Below are 21969 nucleotides of genomic sequence, written 5' to 3' on the forward strand. Positions count from 1 at the left end.
GAAGTACCAAGCTACTTACCGCTTCGAGAGCGCAACAGCAGGGAAATCTCTTCCAGCAGCCATCGCAGCCTTGACTCCAAGCGACAGTGCAACTTATGTGAATGGTGCCTCTGTTTCCGCTCAGCAACCAGCCCAAACCACTTACACAGATACTGTGAACGGCGGTACTTGGACCTTCAAAGGTTACGACGTAACTAGCGCCGTTGTCAACAAGGCAAATGTAGAGTTTGTAGGGAAATGGGCCTTTGAAGCTAAGAAGTACCAAGCTACTTACCGCTTCGAGAGCGCAACAGCAGGTAAGGCTCTTCCAGCAGCCATCGCAGCCTTGACTCCAAGCGACAGTGCAACTTATGTGAATGGTGCCTCTGTTTCCGCTCAGCAACCATCTCAAACTACATACACCGACGCAGTGAACGACGGCACATGGACCTTCAAGGGTTATGACGCAGCTAGCGCCGTTGTCAACAAATCCAATGTAGAGTTTGTAGGGAAATGGTCCTTTGAAGCTAACAAGTACCAAGCTACTTACCGCTTCGAGAGCGCAACATCAGGGAAGTCTCTTCCAGCAGCCATCACAGCATTAACCCCAAGCGACAGTGCAACTTATGTGAATGGTGCCTCTGTTTCCGCTCAGCAACCATCTCAAACTACATACACAGATAGTGTGAACGATGGCACCTGGACCTTCAAGGGTTACGACGCAGCTAGCGCTGTAGTCAACAAGTCCAATGTTGAGTTTGTAGGAAAATGGGAATTCAAGGCGAATCCGACAAATGCTGAAACTTATACGCCTAAAGTAACGGAAGAAACTATCAAGGTTGGAGAAACACCTGACTTGACCGATAATGTGACGAACTTGCCAAGCCTTCCAGCTGGCACCAAGGTAGTTGATATCACACCTGCAGGTCAAATTAATACAACAAAACCAGGAACTTACACTGGTAAAGTACGTGTTGATTATCCAGATGGTTCTTCTACTGAAGTTCCTGTACCAGTTAATGTTTTGCCTGCACCGGTGACTGAAACATATAAGGTGACTTACCGCTTCGAGAGTGCTACAGTAGACAACAACTTGCCAGCAGAAGTATTGAGCTTACTTCCACAAAGTGGAACATATACTACAAGTTCTTCTGCAGCGATTGCTTTCGTTCCAGAAGCACCGATGCCTGTAGAAGTTGCTGTTGCAAATGGTACATGGACATTCCTAGGTTACCAAGAAGTGGAAGAGGGGGCAAATCTAACCTTCGTCGGTAAGTGGGTCTTTGAAGCTAAGCAAGATCCTAGTCCACAACCACAGCCTGCACCAACGCCACAACCACAACCGGTTCCGCAACCAGTACCTCAACCAAATCCAGTTCCACCAGTTAATCCAGGAGGAGAGCAGGGGGCTGATAATAATCAGACAAATAGACTTCAACCAAGAAAACCTGAAGAGAATCCACCAGCTCAAAGTCCAGCAGGAGAAAAGGCAAAACAAGCTACATTACCAAACACAGGTAGCACTGCACCGCTTTCACTCACTGGTCTAATGGCTAGCTCTCTTCTTGCAGGTCTAGCAGCGTTGCTTCTTGGTCGCAAGCGGAAAGATGATTAAGCACTAATGTTATCTAGAAACTTTCGACTTTTAAAAGATTCTTAAGCACCTGCTTGACTATTTGACAAATCTATCTGAGTCGCAAGCTAAAGGCTGAGAGAAGACCAATTTGGTCTTCTCTTTTTGCATTTTGGATAGAAAGCAAATGTGTGATCTCAAGTCTAAGATTGGTATTTGGAGAAGTTGAGAGCCTTATGATTGGTCAGATAAGTGTGGCTACAGAAAAAGAACAAAATATGGTATAATGGTTGGAAGAATAGAATCGAGGATAATATGTCATTTACGAAATTTCAGTTTAAAAACTATATAGAAAAGGCTTTGGAGGAGTTGAAATTTACAACTCCGACAGAGGTTCAAGATAAGTTAATTCCTATTGTCTTGGCAGGTCGTGACTTGGTCGGTGAGTCAAAAACTGGTTCAGGAAAGACTCATACTTTCTTATTACCAATTTTCCAGCAATTAGATGAAACTAGCGATAGTGTGCAAGCGGTCATTACGGCTCCAAGTCGTGAGTTAGCTACTCAGATTTACCAAGCGGCTCGTCAGATTGCAGCTCACTCAGATGTCGAAGTCCGTGTGGTTAACTATGTTGGTGGTACGGATAAGGCTCGTCAGATTGAAAAACTTGCCAGCAACCAACCCCATATTGTCATCGGGACTCCAGGGCGTATCTATGACTTGGTCAAATCTGGTGATTTAGCCATTCACAAGGCTAAGACTTTTGTCGTAGACGAAGCCGATATGACCTTGGATATGGGATTCTTGGAGACAGTTGACAAGATTGCAGGAAGCCTTCCAAAAGACTTGCAATTCATGGTCTTTTCAGCAACTATTCCACAGAAGTTGCAGCCCTTCTTGAAAAAATATTTGTCAAATCCTGTCATGGAAAGAATCAAGACTAAGACAGTTATCTCAGATACGATCGATAATTGGTTGATTTCGACCAAGGGCCGTGACAAGAACGCTCAAATTTACCAGTTGACTCAGTTGATGCAGCCTTATTTGGCAATGATCTTTGTTAACACAAAGACACGTGCTGATGAGTTATATGCCTACTTGACTGCTCAAGGATTGATGGTAGCAAAGATTCATGGAGATATTGCCCCTCGTGAACGCAAACGGATTATGAATCAGGTGAAAAATCTGGATTTTGAGTACATTGTTGCAACAGACTTGGCAGCGCGTGGAATTGACATTGAAGGGGTCAGCCATGTTATCAATGATGCCATTCCGCAAGACTTGTCCTTCTTTGTTCACCGTGTTGGACGAACTGGGCGCAACGGACTGCCTGGTACAGCGATTACCCTTTACCAGCCTAGTGATGACTCGGATATCCGTGAGTTGGAGAAATTAGGGATCAAGTTTACTCCTAAGATGGTCAAAGACGGAGAGTTTCAAGATACCTATGACCGTGATCGTCGTGCTAATCGTGAAAAAAAGCAGGATAAGCTTGATATTGAAATGATTGGCTTGGTTAAAAAGAAAAAGAAAAAAGTCAAACCTGGCTATAAGAAGAAGATTCAATGGGCGGTGGATGAAAAACGCCGCAAAACCAAGCGTGCTGAAAATCGTGCACGTGGGCGTGCTGAGCGAAAAGCCAAACGCCAAACATTCTAAGAACAAAATTGGAGCTGAATGGCTCCTTTTTCTAACTTTGTTTTATGATTTTTCAAAAATACTGCAAAAAAAAGTAAAAAGTGGTATAATGATAAGGTTATATAGTCCCGATAAGATGGTAGAAATTTCTATCAGTACTTTGTAACTCGCAAAGAATGACGGCTCCAAAGTCACTCGTCATTCTACGGTTGCCGCTATTAAGCGGTCACCCTATGCGCCTTACTAGCTTCAGAAATAAAAAAAACATCGTTTTTATTTCTTTCGCTTCGTAACTCGCAAAGAATGATGGCTCCAAAGTCACTCGTCATTCTACGGTTGCCGCTATTAAGCGGTCACCCTATGCGCCTTACTAGCTTCAGAAATAAAAAAAACATCGTTTTTATTTCTTTCGCTTCGTAACTCGCAAAGAATGATGGCTCCAAAGTCACTCGTCATTCTACGGTTGCCGCTATAATGCGATCACCCTATGCGCCTTACTAGCTTCAGAAATAAAAAAGTATCGTTTTTATTTCTTTCGCGTACTATAGGAATACCTATCAGTACTTTGTAACTCTATAACAATATTTTTTAAGGGGGGACATTTTTATGTCAGAACGTAAATTATTCACGTCTGAATCTGTATCTGAGGGGCATCCGGATAAGATTGCAGACCAAATTTCAGATGCGATTTTGGATGCTATTTTAACAGAGGATCCAGAAGCGCACGTTGCTGCTGAGACTGCTGTGTATACTGGTTCAGTCCATGTTTTTGGCGAAATTTCTACAAATGCTTATGTGGATATCAACCGTGTGGTTCGTGATACCATTGCAGAGATTGGTTATACCAATACAGAGTATGGTTTTTCTGCGGAGACGGTGGGAGTTCATCCGTCACTTGTTGAGCAGTCACCAGATATCGCCCAAGGTGTTAACGAAGCCTTGGAGGTTCGTGGGAATGCAGATCAAGATCCGCTTGATTTGATTGGTGCTGGAGACCAAGGTCTCATGTTTGGATTTGCGGTTGATGAGACAGAGGAACTCATGCCATTGCCAATCTCACTTAGCCACAAGTTGGTTCGTCGCTTAGCAGAACTTCGTAAGTCTGGTGAAATCAGCTATCTTCGCCCAGATGCAAAATCACAAGTTACAGTTGAGTATGATGAAAATGACCGTCCGGTACGTGTGGACACAGTCGTTATTTCAACTCAGCACGATCCAGAAGTTAGCAATGAACAAATCCACGAGGACGTCATTAACAAGGTGATTAAGGAAGTGATTCCAGCCTCTTACTTGGATGAACAAACAAAATTCTTCATCAATCCGACTGGTCGTTTCGTAATCGGTGGTCCTCAAGGAGACTCAGGTTTGACTGGTCGTAAGATTATCGTGGATACGTATGGTGGCTACTCTCGTCATGGTGGTGGTGCCTTCTCTGGTAAGGATGCAACTAAGGTGGATCGTTCTGCTTCATATGCAGCTCGCTACATTGCTAAGAATATCGTTGCAGCAGGCCTTGCTAAGAAGGCAGAAGTGCAATTGGCCTACGCTATCGGTGTTGCCCAGCCTGTTTCTGTTCGTATCGATACTTTTGGTACAGGAACAGTAGCTGAAAGCAAGCTTGAAAAAGCAGCGCGTCAAATCTTTGACCTTCGCCCAGCAGGAATTATCCAAATGCTAGACCTCAAACGTCCAATTTACCGTCAAACAGCGGCTTATGGACACATGGGACGTACAGATATTGACCTTCCGTGGGAACGTTTGGATAAGGTAGATGCTTTGAAAGAAGCTGTGAAATAAAATGAAAAAGCTTGGTAATATTACCAAGCTTTTTTGCAAAAGAAAACCAGCTCTATGCTGGCTTTCTTATTTTGTAGGGATAGAAATTTCAATCAGTTTATCTGAATAAAGCGTCTTAATATTAGCTTCATCGATTTTTTGTCTATCAATCTTGCGTTTCATGAAGAAATCTTGAATGGTTTCGATTTCTGGTTCACGAATAGCACGGTGTTTGTTGGAAATGAGGATTTCATAGTGAAGCGGAGCTTGTGTGAAAATCACATCTGTGTTTCCAGCAGAATAGACCTCAACAAGAGTTGCGTCAGTACTTTCTAATTGGCTTTTAACAAGTTGCGAGTGTGAATTAGTCGTGTTGATAAGCTTCATAATAGTTCCTCCGATTTTCTAACTCTATTATAGCACTTTTTGGATAAAATCGTGTATTTTAGTCAATTCCATGCTGGATTTTCCAAGCTTCAATTCCCCATTTGTGGCTACCACGTTTGAGTTTTTCTATTGCCTGGTCAATAGGAAACCAAGCAATATGATTAAAATCTTCCAATGGCTTTTGTACTTCTTGGAAAGAAGTGGCTTCATAGAGATAAGCTGGATTGTAGTAGTAGGTATCACGGTGACGAGAGTAAAAATACTCATCAGCTTGCCCATAATAGGTTCCAATCTCAGCTGTAAAGCCAAGTTCTTCGATTAGTTCTCTCTTCAGTGCTTCTTGATGGTCTTCGCCTGCTTCAATCTCTCCACCTGGCAAGAACCAAGCACCATTGGGAGCTTGAACTAAGACAATTTGTTTTTTTTCTGCATCAGGAATAACTGCGTAAATACCATAGCGGGGCTGGTAGATTACATTTTCTTTTTTTTCACCAAAAGTTGGGTTTGCCATTGCATTTTCCTCATTCTCTAGTATCTTTATTATTATCATAATGGACGAGGGGCAAGCTGTCAAGAATTTACAGTTATTTTAGTAAAAAAAGGTGCAGAAAGTGCTAGACTTCCTGCACCTGTTAGGTCGTTTTATTCTTCTTTTTCAGAAGTAACCTCTTCTGTTTTTTCAGTTTTTTTGGCAGATTTGATTTGAATATTGCCATTGCTTGTCATGACTGCCTTGAGGTTTTTTTCACTTGGGTTTTCAAGGTAGAAGTCAGTGATGGCATCCTCGATATAGTCTTGAATGGTGCGGCGGAGTGGGCGCGCCCCCATTTTTGGATCATATCCCAAGTCAACCAACTTTTCCTTGACCTTGTCTGTCACATCGAGGTGGATATTGTTGCTAGAGAGGCGTTTGTTGACATCCGCTAGCATGAGTTCGACGATTTGGAGAAGGTTGTCCTTGCTGAGAGGTTTAAATTCGATGATGCCGTCAAAACGGTTCATAAATTCTGGGCTAAAGAAATTACCGAGTTCACCGAGGACAGAGTTGGTTCGACCCTCACGAGCAGCTCCAAAACCAACACTGGCTTCGGCTTTACCAGTACCGGCATTTGAAGTCATGATAATGATAGCATCTTTAAAGCTAACTGTCCGTCCTTGCCCATCTGTCAAACGACCGTCGTCCAAGACTTGAAGGAACATGTGCATGACATCTGGGTGAGCTTTTTCCACTTCATCGAGAAGGATGAGAGAGTAGGGATTGCGACGAACTTTTTCTGTTAATTGACCTGCTTCATCGTAGCCGACATATCCTGGAGGGGCACCGACTAACTTAGCTACGCTGTGTTTTTCCATGTATTCACTCATATCAAAGCGAATCATGCTGTCAGCAGAGCCAAAGAGCTCAATAGCTAGTTGTTTGGAAAGTTCTGTCTTACCAACACCAGTTGGTCCGACAAAGAGGAAACTACCGATTGGACGATTTGGAGTTCCAAGTCCAACACGATTACGACGAATGGCTTTGGCAATCTTATCGACAGCCTCGTCTTGTCCGATAACATGGGCCTTGAGGTCTTCTGCAAGATGGATGAGCTGAGACTGTTCTTTTTCTTTTAACTCCCCAACAGGGATATTGGTTTTCTGCTCAATGATATGCTCAATGGTTTTCTCGCTAATGATAGGAGTATCCTGGTCAGTCACCTTGTTTTTCTGCATTTCCTTGTACTTGGTAATCTGATCGCGGAAATAGGCAGCCTTTTCAAAGTCTTCCTCTCGAGTAGCCTGAGCCTTGAGATTCTCAGCTTCAATTAAACGCTGGTCAATCACTTTAGGATCAACAAAGTTCAGCGTCAGATTCATCTTAGAACCAGCTTCATCTAACAGGTCAATAGCCTTGTCTGGCAAGAAGCGGTCTTGGATATAGCGATTGGAAAGATTCGCAGCAGCTTCGATAGCAGCATCAGTATACTTGACGTGATGGTAGTCTTCGTATTTTTTTTGAACTCCTTTGAGGATGATAATTGTTTCTTCGACAGTTGGTTCATCTACCTTGACAGGCTGCATACGACGCTCCAAAGCAGCATCTTTTTCAATGATGCGGTATTCATTGAGAGTAGTAGCACCGACCAATTGCAATTCACCACGGGCAAGGGCTGGTTTCAGGATATTTCCTGCATCCATATTACCATCGCCAGCAGATCCTGCACCGACAATTTCATGGATTTCATCGATAAAGAGAATGATATCCTCGCGTTTGCGGATTTCTTCCATGAGCTTTTGCATGCGTTCTTCAAATTGGCCTCGAATCCCTGTTCCTTGAACTAAGCTGACCACATCCAAACGGATGACTTGCTTACCTTGGAGTTTATGGGGAACATCACCATCAACGATTTTTTGGGCTAGACCTTCAACAACGGCTGTTTTACCAACACCAGGTTCACCGATAAGGACTGGATTGTTCTTGGTTCGACGGTTGAGGATTTCGATAACGCGGATAATCTCCTCATCTCGACCAATAACAGGATCAATATCTCCTCGACGGGCAATCTCGGTTATGTTGATACCATATTCCTCTAGGAGACCTCTTTCTTGGTTAGGAGGTGTTTGAAGTGGGCCACGGTTTTGAGGTCCGTAACCCCCATTTCCTCCATATCCTCCACCTGATTGAGTTGGAGGAACGTTATTGGAAGAAGGTCTGAAATTGTTCAAATCATTGAAAAAGTCTCCAAAAGGATCAAAGTCACGATTGTTCAAGTCAGTCATTCCTTTAAAGAGGGTATTGTTTGGGTCCGTTTTGATAATTTTATAGCAATTTTGACAGAGGTCAATTTGCTTTTGCTGTCCATTAATATTGGTATACAGATGAATTGTTGAGTCGTTAATTTTACAGTTTTGACAGAGCATACATCTACCTCATTTCATTCTTATCCTTGGCCCAAGAAAAAAGGTCAAAAATAGTCAAAGTTTTATACTCTCATTATAGCATGATTAAGGTGTAAAGCAAGTAAAAAGATTGGGAAGTGGTCGTTTTTATAAGAGAGATTCATGGAGAATCAAGCGACTTTGAAGGTAAGAAAAAATCCCATTTGTAGTCACAAAAAGGATTCTCGTTCATCAGTCAGGTTTTCCCTGCTGATTTTTTATTAGTAAAGGAGTTCGTAGATCTCCATTGCAATCAAGTCAATACTATCAAAGGTATAGGTTTCACGTGCTTCAACATCGCGAAGGGTGAAGAGTGATCCATTTTCTTCGTCATAGCTGTATGCAACTTCTGCAACAACAACTCCTTCACGTTCAAAATTACGTTTTAGATTTCCGCCATCTTTTGTCATAGCTTCTAGGCGGTTGATGATTCTAACCAAATGTGATTCCATTATGATTCTCCTCCATTTCTTATCGTTACTATTTTACCATAAACCACGGGGACTTGACTAGAAAAAACTAAGATTTCTCGCTATTTCTCTTTTGCATAAAATTATTGGTGAAAATCAGTGAAAAAATATTGAATTTTAATTCAAGATATGTTATAATCATACAAACTAATGTTTAGAAAGCTGAGTTTATATGAATTTTTCCTTTTTACCAAAGTATTTACCTTATTTTAATTACGGAGCTCTTATCACTGTAGTGATTTCAATTCTGGTAGTCTTTTTCGGTACCATTCTAGGTGTCTTATTGGCCTTTGCTCAACGCTCACGTTTTAAACCTCTTGTCTGGTTTGCGAATATCTATGTATGGATTTTCCGAGGAACACCGATGATGGTTCAGATTATGATTGCCTTTGCTCTTATGCATATCAATGCTCCGACTATTCAAGTGGGAATTTTAGGAGTTGATCTTTCTCGTTTGATTCCTGGTATTCTGATTATCTCGATGAACAGTGGAGCTTACGTTTCAGAAACTGTTCGTGCGGGGATCAATGCGGTTTCTAAAGGTCAGTTAGAGGCCGCATACTCTCTTGGGATTCGTCCGAAAAATGCCATGCGTTATGTCATTTTGCCACAAGCTATCAAGAATATTCTTCCAGCTCTGGGAAATGAATTTATCACCATTATCAAGGATAGTTCGCTTTTGTCAACAATCGGAGTCATGGAACTTTGGAATGGAGCTACAACGGTAGCAACGACGACCTATCTACCTCTAACGCCTCTCTTATTTGCAGCCTTTTATTACTTGATTATGACTTCTGTTTTGACAGTGGCTTTGAAGGCATTTGAAAATTACATTGGACAAGGAGACAAGAAATAATGACAGAAACCTTGATTAAAATTGAAGAACTACATAAGTCTTTTGGGAAGAATGAAGTCTTGAAAGGAATCAACCTTGAGATCAAAAGAGGGGAAGTTGTGGTAATTATCGGTCCGTCAGGGAGTGGGAAATCAACTTTCCTTCGTTCGATGAATCTTCTCGAGGAAGCAAGTAAGGGAAAGGTTATCTTTGAAGGAGTTGATATTACGGATAAGAAGAATGATCTTTTTGCTATGCGTGAAAAGATGGGCATGGTATTCCAACAATTCAACCTCTTTCCCAATATGACGGTGATGGAAAATATCACCTTGTCACCAATAAAAACCAAAGGAGAAAGCAAGGAAGTAGCGGAGAAAAGAGCTCAGGAACTGCTAGAAAAAGTTGGCTTGCCAGATAAGGCGACGGCCTATCCTCAGAGTTTGTCAGGTGGGCAGCAACAACGGATTGCTATCGCACGTGGACTGGCAATGGAGCCAGACGTTTTGCTCTTTGATGAACCGACTTCAGCCCTAGACCCTGAGATGGTTGGCGAAGTTCTATCTGTTATGCAAGACCTCGCCAAGTCAGGGATGACCATGGTGATTGTGACTCATGAAATGGGTTTTGCGCGTGAGGTGGCAGACCGTGTTATCTTTATGGCGGATGGGGTTGTTGTTGAAGATGGAAGGCCAGAAGAGATTTTTGACCATACCCAAGAACAACGGACCAAGGAATTTTTAAGTAAGGTTTTGTAAGACCTCATTTTTAGAAGAAATGGAGTAGAAATCATGGCTTCAAGTAAAGAATGTTTAGCCTTTATTCTCGATCAGCTATCGGAGTTAGAGGAGATGAGTTATCGTCCAATGATGGGAGAGTATATCCTTTATTATCGTGGGAAGATTATTGGGGGAATCTATGATAATCGTCTGTTACTGAAGCCTGTGAAGGTGGTCTTGGATCAACTGGGCCAGACAAGACTTGAACGTCCTTATGAAGGAGCCAAGGAGATGATTTTACTAGAAGACCTTGAAGATAAGTCATTTCTAGCGAGACTAATCAAGGATATGTACGAAGTTTTGCCTGCTCCCAAGGTCAAAAAGAAAGCATGATAAACTTGCCTAAGATAAATAGGCACTAAAAGCTCGATAAGAGCTTTTTCTTATAGTTTCAAACTATAAGGTCTATTAGTCAAGAAGTGTTAGAATGCCAAGGTATTTTTTGATATAATAGAGGATATTTGATAGAAAAGAGAAGAAATATGGCACAGATTATTGATGGGAAGGCTCTTGCAGCTAAGTTACAAGGGCAGTTGGCTGAAAAGACTGCCAAACTAAAAGAAGAAACAGGTCTAGTTCCAGGCTTGGTGGTGATTTTGGTGGGGGACAATCCTGCCAGTCAAGTCTACGTTCGCAACAAGGAACGGTCAGCTCTCGCTGCTGGCTTCCGTAGTGAAGTAGTGCGAGTTCCAGAGACCATTACCCAAGCGGAATTGTTAGACTTGATTGCCAAATACAATCAAGATTCAGCTTGGCATGGGATTTTGGTTCAGTTACCTTTACCAAAACATATCGATGAAGAGGCGGTTTTATTAGCCATTGACCCAGAAAAAGACGTGGATGGTTTCCATCCGCTAAACATGGGACGCCTCTGGTCAGGTCATCCAGTCATGATTCCTTCGACACCTGCAGGAATTATGGAGATGTTTCATGAATATGGGATTGAGTTGGAAGGTAAAAATGCGGTTGTTATCGGTCGTTCGAATATTGTTGGAAAGCCGATGGCTCAGCTTCTTTTGGCTAAAAATGCGACTGTGACTTTGACTCACTCACGCACCCATAATCTTGCTAAGGTTGCTGCTAAGGCGGATATTCTTGTGGTTGCAATCGGTCGCGCTAAGTTTGTGACTCCTGACTTTGTCAAACCAGGGGCAGTTGTCATTGATGTAGGGATGAACCGTGATGAAAATGGCAAGCTTTGTGGAGATGTTGACTATGATGCCGTTGCACCACTTGCCAGTCACATCACACCTGTACCGGGTGGAGTTGGTCCTATGACGATTACCATGCTAATGGAGCAAACCTATCAGTCAGCGCTTCGAACACTAAATAAGGACTAGGAAAATGAAATTCGTATTTGACCTGGATGGAACGCTATCTTTTGACTACATGACCATAGACGAGGAGATTCAGCAGGTTCTTTTAAAGGCTGAAGATTATGGTCATGAGCTTGTGTTTGCCTCAGCTCGCTCTTATCGGGATTGTTTGGGTTTATTAGGTTCCGAACTCAGTCAGCGCTTGGTCATAGGGTTGAATGGAGGCGTAGCCTATCATCTGGGGAAGGCTATCTTCGAAAGGAATCTCGATGCTAAAGTTTATCAGGCGCTAGTGGATTATTGCCAGACTTATAATCTCCCTTTCTTTGTAGATGATTGCTTTGACTATAGTGGTCAGATTGTGGAGAAGATTCCATTTTTCTCCAGTGTGGACCCCCTAAAGGTAGCTCGTCATCAGAAACTTGAGGACTTGGGTACTCCGATTAAGGTAGTCGTTTATATGGGAGACCATGAGGATTTACTTGATGACCTGCTTGGTCAGTTAGAAAGACTGGGGCAGGCTCATCTGTCTTATCATGCTCATGAAAAGTGTCTTTATGTCAATCCCTGGGATACTCATAAGGCGACAACTGTTGAAAAGTTGTGTGGAGAGAACTTCATTGCTTTTGGAAATGACCAAAATGATATTGAACTGTTTAAAACATCCCTCTATTCAGTCCAGATAGGAAATTTCGCAGTCCTTACTCCATATGCAGATGAAACATTTGAGCTAAAAGGAGAACCTTCTCCAGCAGTGGCAGCTAAAATTTTACAGACCTTTGCGGAATTTAAGGGAAAATAGATAAAAGGAGGTCTGAACCTCCTTTTGTAGTATAGTAAAGTGAGGTGGTTAGATGATTTTAAAAATTTATAATGGAGAATATAGTTTGCAATGGGATGGAATATATCACTTAGCACTAATTGATTATCCAAATATTCAAGAGTGGGAATTAGAAAAAATTGCTAAATTTATAGCTTACGAAAAACTTCATAAACGTCAAACAAGTATCGAGTGTACTGATTCTTGTTTAAAAAAAGAAATTTTAGATTACCTCTGTCAGCATCCTTTTCTGCCACCATTTACCCCTACAGATAAAAGAGTAGCCTCGACTTATGATCTACATAAGAGGTTAGTGACTTCAGACTACTGTAGCCATACTACGACTATAGACGCAGCGATTTCTATTCTTAAAACTGGTCAGCTCTTATCTGCAGTGAAAGCCTTTGGTCGAGATGCTGAGGGGTTGGTTTTGGATAGTCGAAATGCTGCATCTGATCCGAAAGATTATTTTGACTATGTCATGTTAGGATGGTCAAATACAAGTTCTGGTTATCGATTAGCGATGGAGCGTTTATTAGGTCGAGCTCCTTCAGAGAAAGAATTACAAGACAAGTTTATTCCTGGAGTGAGTTTTCATTTTATCTATACAGATTTGATTAAAGTTCCTGGTTATATTTTTGATGGTTACCATGTTGCAAAAATTAAGGACATGCTTAATTTATTTAGTGAGTTGTATATTTGCATTATTCCAACTCATAATAAGAGCCACTTTGAAAATATTATTCCAAGTCGATTACTAGATAGGGTGTATTATCTTGACCATGATGGAGAAGGTTTGGAAGAGTGGACTAAAAAAGTGTATCGGATTGTCTTAAAACAATCAGGTAAAGGATAGTTGAGGAAAAAAACGATGAAAGTGATTGCAATTTTAGGTGTATTTTGATATATTTAATATATAAAATATATTATCGAACTTGGTACTTGTTTGTGTATTCAGAAGGAGGTTATTTTTTAAAATAAAGTAAACGCTTACTTTGTATCAAGAAAAAGAAATGAGGATTTTAATGAACAAAAGACTTTTTGATAAACGTTGTCATTATAGCATTCGTAAATTTGCAATAGGTGCGGCATCTGTAATGATTGGGGCTAGTATATTTGGTATTTCTGCTGTACAAGCTGAGGAGGTGGCTTCATCCAATGCTAAAACAGAAGAAACAACTGTTCATCAAGCTCAACCTTTAGATAAGCTTCCCGATGATGTGGCAGCTGCTATTGCAAAGGCTGATGAGAATGGTGGGCGTGAGTTTGTAAAACCAAAAGCTGAATCGGCAGAAGACAAAGTGACTAAGGATACAGAACCTACTACACCTATTAACGAGAGTAGTCGTGAATTGGTTAGTCCTAAAGGGGAAACTCCAAATAAAGTAGAAGAAGGAAACAAGGCTGATAACAAACAGAAATCTGAAGAGGCAAATCCAAAGCCTGTTGAATCTGCAGTAACAGCTGGAACAGAAGTGAAAGAGGATTCTAAAAAAACTTCTGAAAAGGACCAAGTGAAAGCAGACACAGAGATTAAACCTTCTTCTGAAAAATCGCAAGTGCTGGTGCTGTCTAGAGAGTCAAACAAAGCCGAAGTTGAAAAGGAAAAACAGCTATTATCGGAACGAAAACAAGATTTTAATAAAGATTGGTATTTTAAACTAAATGCCCAAGGAGATTTTTCAAAAAAAGATGTGGATGTTCATGATTGGTCTAAATTGAATCTTCCTCATGATTGGAGTATTTATTTTGACTTTGATCACAAGTCTCCCGCTCGTAATGAAGGTGGGCAGTTAAATGGTGGAACAGCTTGGTATCGTAAGACTTTCACATTAGACGAAGCAGACAAGAATAAGGATGTTCGTATCAATTTTGATGGGGTTTACATGGATTCAAAGGTCTATGTAAATGGTAAATTTGTCGGACATTATCCAAGTGGCTATAATCATTTTTCATATGATATCACAGAATTTTTAAACAAGGATGGTAGTGAAAATTCAATTACTGTTCAAGTGACCAATAAGCAACCAAGTAGTCGTTGGTACTCAGGAAGTGGGATTTATCGTGATGTAACCCTTAGTTATCGTGATAAAGTCCATGTTGCCGAAAATGGTAATCATATCACTACTCCAAAACTTGCTGAGCAAAAAGAAGGGAATGTTGAAACACAGGTTCAAAGTAAGATTAAAAATACGGATAAGAAGGCTGCTAAAGTCTTTGTGGAACAACAAATTTTTACTAAGGAAGGTAAGGTTGTTTCAGAATTAGTCCGCTCTGAAACGAAGAATTTAGCAGAAAATGAAACTGCAGATTTCAGACAAACAATCCTAGTTAATAAACCAACTCTTTGGACGACAAAAAGTTATCATCCTCAACTGTATGTGTTGAAAACAAAGGTTTATAAAGAAGGTCAACTAGTTGATGTAACAGAAGATACATTTGGTTACCGTTATTTCAATTGGACTGCTAAGGAAGGTTTCTCTCTGAATGGTGAACGCATGAAATTCCACGGAGTAAGTATTCACCATGACAATGGAGCCTTGGGGGCAGAAGAGAATTATAAGGCTACCTATCGTAAATTAAAACTCTTGAAAGATATGGGGGTTAACTCTATTCGAACAACCCACAATCCAGCGAGTCCTCAGTTGCTTGATGCTGCAGCTAGTTTAGGTCTTTTGGTTCAAGAGGAAGCTTTTGATACTTGGTATGGTGGCAAGAAGACTTACGACTATGGACGGTTCTTTGATCAAGATGCAACTCATCCGGAGGCTAAGAAGGGTGAGAAGTGGTCTGATTTTGATCTCAGAACAATGGTAGAACGTGATAAGAACAATCCGTCTATCGTCATGTGGTCTCTTGGAAATGAGGTAGAGGAGGCAAATGGTAGTCCTCGTTCTATCGAAACTGCTAAACGCTTGAAGGCAGTTATCAAAGCGATTGATACTGAGCGTTATGTAACCATGGGGGAAAACAAATTTAGTCGTGCGGCGACAGGTGATTTCTTGAAACTCGCAGAAATTATGGATGCTGTCGGTATGAACTATGGTGAACGTAATTATGATGCTGTTCGTAGAGCGCATCCAGACTGGCTCATTTATGGTTCTGAAACTTCTTCAGCTACTAGGACGCGTGATTCTTATTATAACCCTGCTCAAATCCTTGGACATGACAATCGTCCAAATCGTCACTATGAACAATCTGACTATGGTAATGACCGTGTTGGATGGGGAAGAACAGCTACTGAATCATGGACTTTTGACCGTGATCGTGCTGGCTATGCTGGACAATTTATCTGGACAGGAATTGACTATATTGGAGAACCGACTCCATGGCATAACCAAGATAGTACACCTGTCAAGAGCTCTTACTTTGGTATTATTGATACAGCTGGTTTACCAAAGAATGATTTCTACCTTTACCGTAGTGAATGGTATAGTGCTAAAGAAAAGCCAACTGTTCGCATTTTACCACATTGGAATTGGACTGAAGAGACCCTTAAGGATCGCAAGATGCTGATTGATGGAAAGGTTCCGGTTCGTACCTTCTCAAATGCTGCAAGCGTCGAATTGTTCTTAAATGGAGAGTCGCTTGGTAAAAAGGAATTTACTAAGAAAAGGACAGAAGATGGACGTCCATATCATGAGGGAGCTAAACCAAGTGAATTGTATCTTGAGTGGCTTGTGAAATACCAACCAGGCACACTGACTGCGATTGCTCGAGATGAAAATGGCAACGAAATTGCGCGTGATAGTGTGACAACTGCTGGGGAGCCAGCAAGAGTTCGTCTGACTAAAGAAGAGCATGTTATCACTGCAGATGGAAAGGACCTATCCTACATCCATTATGAAATTGTTGATGGCGATGGTAATGTGGTTCCTACAGCTAACAATCTTGTTCATTTCAATCTTCATGGTCAAGGACAAATCGTTGGTGTGGATAATGGAGAACAAGCTAGTCGTGAACGCTACAAAGCTCAAGCAGATGGAACATGGCAAAGACGTGCTTTCAATGGTAAAGGGGTTGTCATTGTAAAATCAACAGAAAAAGAAGGTAAATTTACTCTTTATGCAGATTCTGCTGGTTTGACATCTGATAGCGCAACGGTCGCAACGGTGTCTGGTAAGAAAGAAAATCGTCACTTTGTAGCCTTTGCTCCTGTAAAAGCAACAACTGATGTGACGACAAATCCTGAATTACCTCAAACAGTAACAGCTATTTATAGTGACGGTAGTGTTGAGGAAAAGACTGTAACTTGGGAAATGCCATCTGACTTGCTTACAAGCGCAGGTGAGAAAAAAGTATCTGGACGTGTAGAAGGTTTGGAAACTAAAGCTGAGGCACTTGTTAAAGTGATTGCTTTAGATAGATGGTTACCAAAAGTTGCTACAGTCCCAGTTGGAACGAATGCGGCTGATTTGGATAAAACGGTCACAGCTGTTCTGACAGATGGTAGCTTGATTGATACTGATGTTGTTTCTTGGACCTTGAAAGACCCTGCTGCTTTGAACAAGGAAGGTGGACGTACGGAGGCTACTGGTAAATTGGTAGATGACGACCGTGAAGTGACTGCAACCTTTATCGCAAGTAGTAAGGAAACAACAAGTAGCATTACAGGACTTACTGTTAGGGATAAAGCTCTTGAGAATTTTGAGTCTGGCAAGACCTATTACCGTGTATCCCTTCCTTACACTGCAACTATTCCAAGTGTTGGAGCTCAGACTACCGGATATCAAGTAACTGTTCAGCAAGCTTCTGCTGATAATGGTTATCAGGCTTCTGTCTTCTTGAGTGACCAAAAGGGTGACTTGGTTCAAACTTACTTAATTCAGTTTGTGAAGGAAGCTCCTGCTTTGAAACGTTTGGAAGTGGTTGTAGAAGGAAAAGAAACTGCCACTGAAGATCAAGTATTAACTTATCACGTCATTGGTCGTTATGAGGATGGTTCACAAACAGAGTTTTCGGCTTCAGATATTCACTTAGAAGCTAAATCATCTGATGGGGGACATCTTGAGGTGAATGGTCAGAATCTATTGCTCTATACTAAGGGAAGAGTGACTTTGACACCTCGAATCGATAATCAAACAGAGAAAACAGAATCTGTAACCACTGAAGTGGTGATTAAAGAAAATAAAGTCAGCAAGAAGATTGTGAAACTTCATCCTGTGTCTGTTTCTACAGATATCAATCAGCAACCGAATCTACCTAAAGAAGTTGGAGCAGAATTTGATAAGGGCTTGCCACGCAAAGTATCTGTAGCTTGGGATAAGGTAGATGAAAAAGAGTTGGGGCACTATCATAGCTTTACGCTTAAAGGACATGTGGAAGGCACAGATATTGAAGCTCAAGCGACTGTAACGGTTGAAGGATTGCAAGTTGCAGAGGAAATCAGTCTCACAGTACCTAAGGGTGAGACGGTTCAATTGCCAGCTAATGTCCGGGCTTACCATTCTAACGGAACAACTATCTACAAAGATGTTGTTTGGGATCAGGTTCCAGCCAACTTTAGTCAAACTGAAGGGATCTATGAAATCAATGGTCGTTTAGTAGGTAGCAATCTGACAACTAAAGCTCATGTTCGAGTGTCTAGTCAAGTGGTTGCTGGAAATAATATCTCTAAACAATGGACAGGTTCACAATTACCAGCTGCCATTGTATCCAATACAGGAGGAGATGACACAGCCAACACCTTGAACGATTTGACTGTATCAAGAACACCATCAGATGCTAAAAATAGATGGACTACTTGGAGAACAAATACTGATAATGACTGGGCTTCTATCTTATTTGGTAATTCAGGAGACTTGACGAAGCGTTTTGTCAACAATTTGTCGGTTGATTTCTATACTGATGGAGCAATTGGTCTTCCAAAAGAATATGTAGTTGAATATTATGTAGGTAAAGAAATTCCAGATTTACCAAGTGATGTCAGTCATGCGCAACGAGATAGCAATCATCCATTTAATAATCCAGACAATTGGAAAGCAGTTGAAAACTTACATGCTCCAAGTCAGCTGTCTGCAACTCAAACCAATCACTTCACATTTGACAAGGTCGAAACCTACGCTGTTCGTATTCGTATGAAGAAAGCAGATGGAACATCAGGTGTTGGTCTGACAGAGCTAACTGTGCTTGGAAACAAGGTCTTAAGTGAAACAAGTTCAGAGATTTCTATCAAGGTAGATGGCAAGGATCTTGAACATTTTAATCCATCTAAGACAGATTACTATATTCCTCAATCTAGCAAAGAAATCACAGCAACAGCTAGCAATAATGGTTTGGTAACAGTTGTTCCTGCAACAAGTCCAAAAGGTGTAACACGTCTCATCTTGAAAGCAGAAGATGGTACGGTGTTGAAAGAATATCGAATTTTCCGCAATGATGAGAGAGAAACTAGTCAACCTCTTGCTGCAGAAAACAGTGCTAAAATCTTGAATGTTGGAGACAATCTTCAACTTCCTTCAGAAGTAAATGTTTATTATCCAACTTCAACTAATTGGACTACAGATAAACTTGCAGTGAAGTGGGATGCTATTCCTGAACATGCGACAGAGCATGAGGGAACATTTGAAGTTACCGGTCATGTCATTGGTACAAATCTAACGACTAAAATGCAGGTGACAGTTGTTTCTAAAGGCAATCAAGTCATTTCAGAAAATCCAAGCAACAATGAAACTGATTCTAAAGCCTTTGCTTCGACAACGAACGATACTCAAGCAGCTTCACATGATCGAATTTTCTATATCAATGATGGAAAATACAATGAAGATGGACGTTGGACAAACTGGTCTCGTACTCCGAAAAATCAAGAAACTTCTGTTGGATTACTCTTTAAGAAGGATGGAAAAATTGCTTCTCAATCTATTGGGAAAGTAGCCATTCAGTTCTTTAAAGATAGTGGCACAGATGCTCCAGAGAAAATGGTTCTAGAAAGATATATTGGTCCTGCTTTTACAGAACCAAGTACGATTTCTCGTTACGAAGAAAATGCCGATCATCCATTTAACAAGGCAGAAAATTGGGCACCAATTTCTTACAAAGCTTCTGGAGAATTAGTAGCTGGTAAACCAATCGAGTTTAACTTTGAACCGGTTCAAACGACAGCTATTCGTGCGCGCATGACTCGTAAGGCTACCACCAATGGTCTTGCACTTGTAGAATTTACAGCCTACTCTGCAGGCAAGGGATCAGAAGTGGAAACACCATCAGCGACTATTTCGATCGACGGAAAAGCATTGGAAAACTTTGATCCAAATGTGACAGATTACACTCTAACAACAATGGGTTCAAAACCAAAAGTCACTGCAACAACTAGTGGACATGGAGTAGTTACAGTTGTGGATTCTGGAAATGCCAATCTTCCAACACTGGTTCGTCTTGTTTCCAAAGATGGAAATCTGGTGAAAGAATATCGTTTACACTTTAAGTCTACCTTCCAAACAACACCAACAGAAGGCGTTAAGAACTTAGTAGCAGAAACTCCAAGTTTGGAAATTGAAAAGACTCCGCTTCCGTTTAAAGAAGTTATTCGTGAAAACCCTGAACTTGCTCAAGGTCAACGTCGTATCGTTTCTGAAGGACAAGATGGAGAAAAAGTTGACTATATTCAAGTTTTGGGTACTACTAGAAGTCTTGTTCATTCTGAAGAAAGAAAGGCTCAGGATCGCATTGTTGAAGTAGGAGTGAAAGCATCTATTTCAAGTAGTAAAGGCGAGGAGCCAGCTCCAATCAATGAAGTTCCAGAATTCAAAGGTGGTGCTAACTTTGTAGAAGCAGCAGTCAATGAAGTTCCAGAATTCAAAGGAGGTGCTAACTTTGTAGAAGCAGCAGTAAACGAAGTTCCAGAATTCAAAGGAGGTGCTAACTTTGTAGAAGCAGCAGTCAATGAAGTTCCAGAATTCAAAGGAGGTGCTAACTTTGTAGAAGCAGCAGTCAATGAAGTTCCAGAATTCAAAGGAGGTGCTAACTTTGTAGAAGCAGCAGTAAACGAAGTTCCAGAATACACAGGAACTCTTGCTACTGTAGGAGATCAAGCGGCACCAAGCGTTGAGAAACCTGAATTTAAGGGTGGCGTTAATGCTGTAATGGCTCTAGAACATAAACTTCCAGAGTATCATGGTGTTCTAGCCACGGTAGGAAATGAGGAAGCGCCTGTTCTTGAAAAACCAGATTATCCAGTAGAGCTATTAGCTCATGACCAGACTATAAAACCAAATGTTTCAGTAGTAAAAGAAGAGCAAAATAGATTACCAGAAACAGGTGAGGGAGAATCTGAAACAGCTATTTTCTTGGCAGGTGTTAGCTTGGCCTTGTCAGCAGCCCTATTAACTGCAAAACGAAAAGAGGATTAGTTTGTGCGTCTAATGCTATCCTATTGGTATAGCTTGGTCGATGATAAAAAATCACATCGATAAATGAGTTGAAGAGATGGAGAGGACCGATTAGGCCTCTCCGTCTTTACTAGTAAAAATGGAATCGTTTACTTTCGTGTTTGTACGAAAGGAGAGTAGAGGGGCTTTGTCCCCTCTTTTTCTATATGAACGAATAGATTTATGTTCAAGATGCAAGGTGTATAGACTTTATAGTATAATGAATAGAGAGGAAAAAACGATGAAAGTGATTGATCAAGTATTATTAGAAAAAGTCATTATTGAACGTTCTCGTACAAGTCATAAAGGAAATTACGGTCGTTTGCTGTTACTGGGTGGAACTTATCCTTATGGTGGTGCCATCATCATGGCTGCTTTAGCAGCTGTAAAAAGCGGTGCAGGTTTGGTGACTGTTGGAACGGATAAGGAGAACATTCCGGCTCTGCACAGTCATTTACCTGAGGCTATGGCCTTTTCTCTTCAAGACCAGCAATTGTTAAAAGAGCAGTTGGAAAAGGCAGAAGTTGTCTTGTTAGGTTCGGGTTTGCGAGAGGATACCTTCGGAGAAGAACTTGTAAGACGAGTCTTTGACAGTCTCAAAAAAGAACAGATTTTGATTGTAGATGGAGGTGCTTTGGGCATCTTAGCAAAAGGTCATTTGCCATTTCCATCTAGTCAGCTCATCCTAACTCCCCACCAAAAGGAATGGGAAAGACTATCTGGTATAGCTCTTGACCATCAAAATACAGAGACGACTGCTAGAGCTCTTTCAGCTTTTCCTAAAGGAACGATTTTAGTTGAGAAAGGTCCGGCAACTCGTATCTGGAAAGTCGGTCAGCCTGAATATTATCAATTAGAAGTCGGAGGCCCTTATCAAGCAACTGGTGGGATGGGAGATACTCTGGCTGGGATGATTGCAGGTTTTGTAGGTCAGTTTCCACATGTCAATCTCTATGAACGCGTAGTAGTAGCGACTCATCTGCACTCAGCCATTGCCCAAGAACTAGCTCAAGAACACTATGTAGTTTTACCAAGTCAGATTAGCTGTGAAATTCCAAAAACAATGAAAAAAATATCCCAAAAAGGCAACTGAAATCTTAATTGCCTTTTTTAT

15 protein-coding genes are annotated in these 21969 nt (G+C 41.1%); 11 read left to right on the forward strand and 4 right to left on the reverse strand.

All coding sequences use genetic code 11. The annotated features are described in order from the left end of the window. From D8852_RS04890 to metK, 3 genes are all read left to right on the forward strand, one after another. Positions 1–1594 (forward strand): SHIRT domain-containing protein (locus D8852_RS04890; RefSeq protein ID WP_185755583.1); only part of this gene is annotated, 1594 nt, incomplete at its 5' end. Between the two features lie 273 nt (positions 1595–1867). Continuing rightward, the gene (locus D8852_RS04895) at positions 1868–3211 is read left to right on the forward strand and encodes a DEAD/DEAH box helicase (RefSeq protein WP_125425198.1); all 1344 of its coding nucleotides are present in this window, start codon (positions 1868–1870) and stop codon (positions 3209–3211) included. A gap of 585 nt (positions 3212–3796) precedes the next feature. Continuing rightward, positions 3797–4987 (forward strand): methionine adenosyltransferase, encoded by a 1191-nt coding sequence (gene metK, locus D8852_RS04905; protein WP_125425199.1) that lies wholly within the window; start codon positions 3797–3799, stop codon positions 4985–4987. Between the two features lie 66 nt (positions 4988–5053). On the opposite strand, the gene D8852_RS04910 is transcribed toward metK, so the two are convergent. The 4 genes from D8852_RS04910 to D8852_RS04925 form a co-directional block, all read right to left on the reverse strand. Beyond that, complete coding sequence (locus D8852_RS04910) at positions 5054–5353, reverse strand: DUF1827 family protein (protein ID WP_125425200.1); 300 nt, start codon at positions 5351–5353, stop codon at positions 5054–5056. Positions 5354–5411: 58 nt separating this feature from the next. Beyond that, the gene (locus tag D8852_RS04915) at positions 5412–5864 is read right to left on the reverse strand and encodes an NUDIX hydrolase (protein ID WP_125425201.1); all 453 of its coding nucleotides are present in this window, start codon (positions 5862–5864) and stop codon (positions 5412–5414) included. 131 nt (positions 5865–5995) lie between these two features. Beyond that, the gene (locus D8852_RS04920; protein WP_125425202.1) at positions 5996–8254 is read right to left on the reverse strand and encodes an ATP-dependent Clp protease ATP-binding subunit; all 2259 of its coding nucleotides are present in this window, start codon (positions 8252–8254) and stop codon (positions 5996–5998) included. 239 nt (positions 8255–8493) lie between these two features. Beyond that, positions 8494–8724: a DUF1797 family protein gene (locus tag D8852_RS04925; RefSeq protein ID WP_000443579.1), complete on the reverse strand. Its 231-nt coding sequence runs from the start codon at positions 8722–8724 to the stop codon at positions 8494–8496. Between the two features lie 190 nt (positions 8725–8914). Here D8852_RS04925 and D8852_RS04930 point away from each other — a divergent pair, with 190 nt between their 5' ends. The 8 genes from D8852_RS04930 to D8852_RS04965 all read left to right on the forward strand — a co-directional run bounded on the left by D8852_RS04930 (position 8915) and on the right by D8852_RS04965 (position 21948). Beyond that, on the forward strand, positions 8915–9598 hold the full coding sequence (locus tag D8852_RS04930) for an amino acid ABC transporter permease (protein WP_038804981.1): 684 nt from the start codon (positions 8915–8917) through the stop codon (positions 9596–9598). Next, positions 9598–10332, forward strand: coding sequence for an amino acid ABC transporter ATP-binding protein (locus D8852_RS04935; protein ID WP_125425203.1), 735 nt, complete (start codon positions 9598–9600; stop codon positions 10330–10332). Before D8852_RS04930 ends, D8852_RS04935 begins: the two co-directional genes overlap by 1 nt. 33 nt (positions 10333–10365) lie before the next feature. After that, positions 10366–10686 (forward strand): TfoX/Sxy family protein, encoded by a 321-nt coding sequence (locus D8852_RS04940; RefSeq protein ID WP_000168521.1) that lies wholly within the window; start codon positions 10366–10368, stop codon positions 10684–10686. Between the two features lie 149 nt (positions 10687–10835). Next, a complete protein-coding gene (locus D8852_RS04945; protein WP_000057228.1) occupies positions 10836–11693 on the forward strand; it encodes a bifunctional methylenetetrahydrofolate dehydrogenase/methenyltetrahydrofolate cyclohydrolase in 858 nt (285 codons plus the stop codon). Positions 11694–11697: 4 nt separating this feature from the next. After that, positions 11698–12471, forward strand: a complete 774-nt coding sequence (locus D8852_RS04950; RefSeq protein ID WP_125425204.1) for an HAD hydrolase family protein — start codon at positions 11698–11700, stop codon at positions 12469–12471. 52 nt (positions 12472–12523) lie between these two features. Beyond that, positions 12524–13345 carry a phosphate ABC transporter ATPase gene (locus D8852_RS04955; RefSeq protein ID WP_125425205.1) on the forward strand — a complete coding sequence of 274 codons (822 nt, stop codon included), beginning with the start codon at positions 12524–12526 and terminating at the stop codon, positions 13343–13345. A gap of 169 nt (positions 13346–13514) precedes the next feature. Then, on the forward strand, positions 13515–20837 hold the full coding sequence (locus tag D8852_RS04960) for an SIALI-17 repeat-containing surface protein (protein WP_125425206.1): 7323 nt from the start codon (positions 13515–13517) through the stop codon (positions 20835–20837). A 259-nt stretch (positions 20838–21096) separates the two neighbouring features. Beyond that, entirely contained in the window at positions 21097–21948 is an 852-nt protein-coding gene (locus D8852_RS04965; protein ID WP_125425207.1) for an NAD(P)H-hydrate dehydratase, read from the forward strand. Positions 21949–21969 lie beyond the last annotated feature (21 nt).

It is taken from the genome of Streptococcus mitis (assembly GCF_003942695.1).
Taxonomy (GTDB): domain Bacteria; phylum Bacillota; class Bacilli; order Lactobacillales; family Streptococcaceae; genus Streptococcus; species Streptococcus mitis_BD.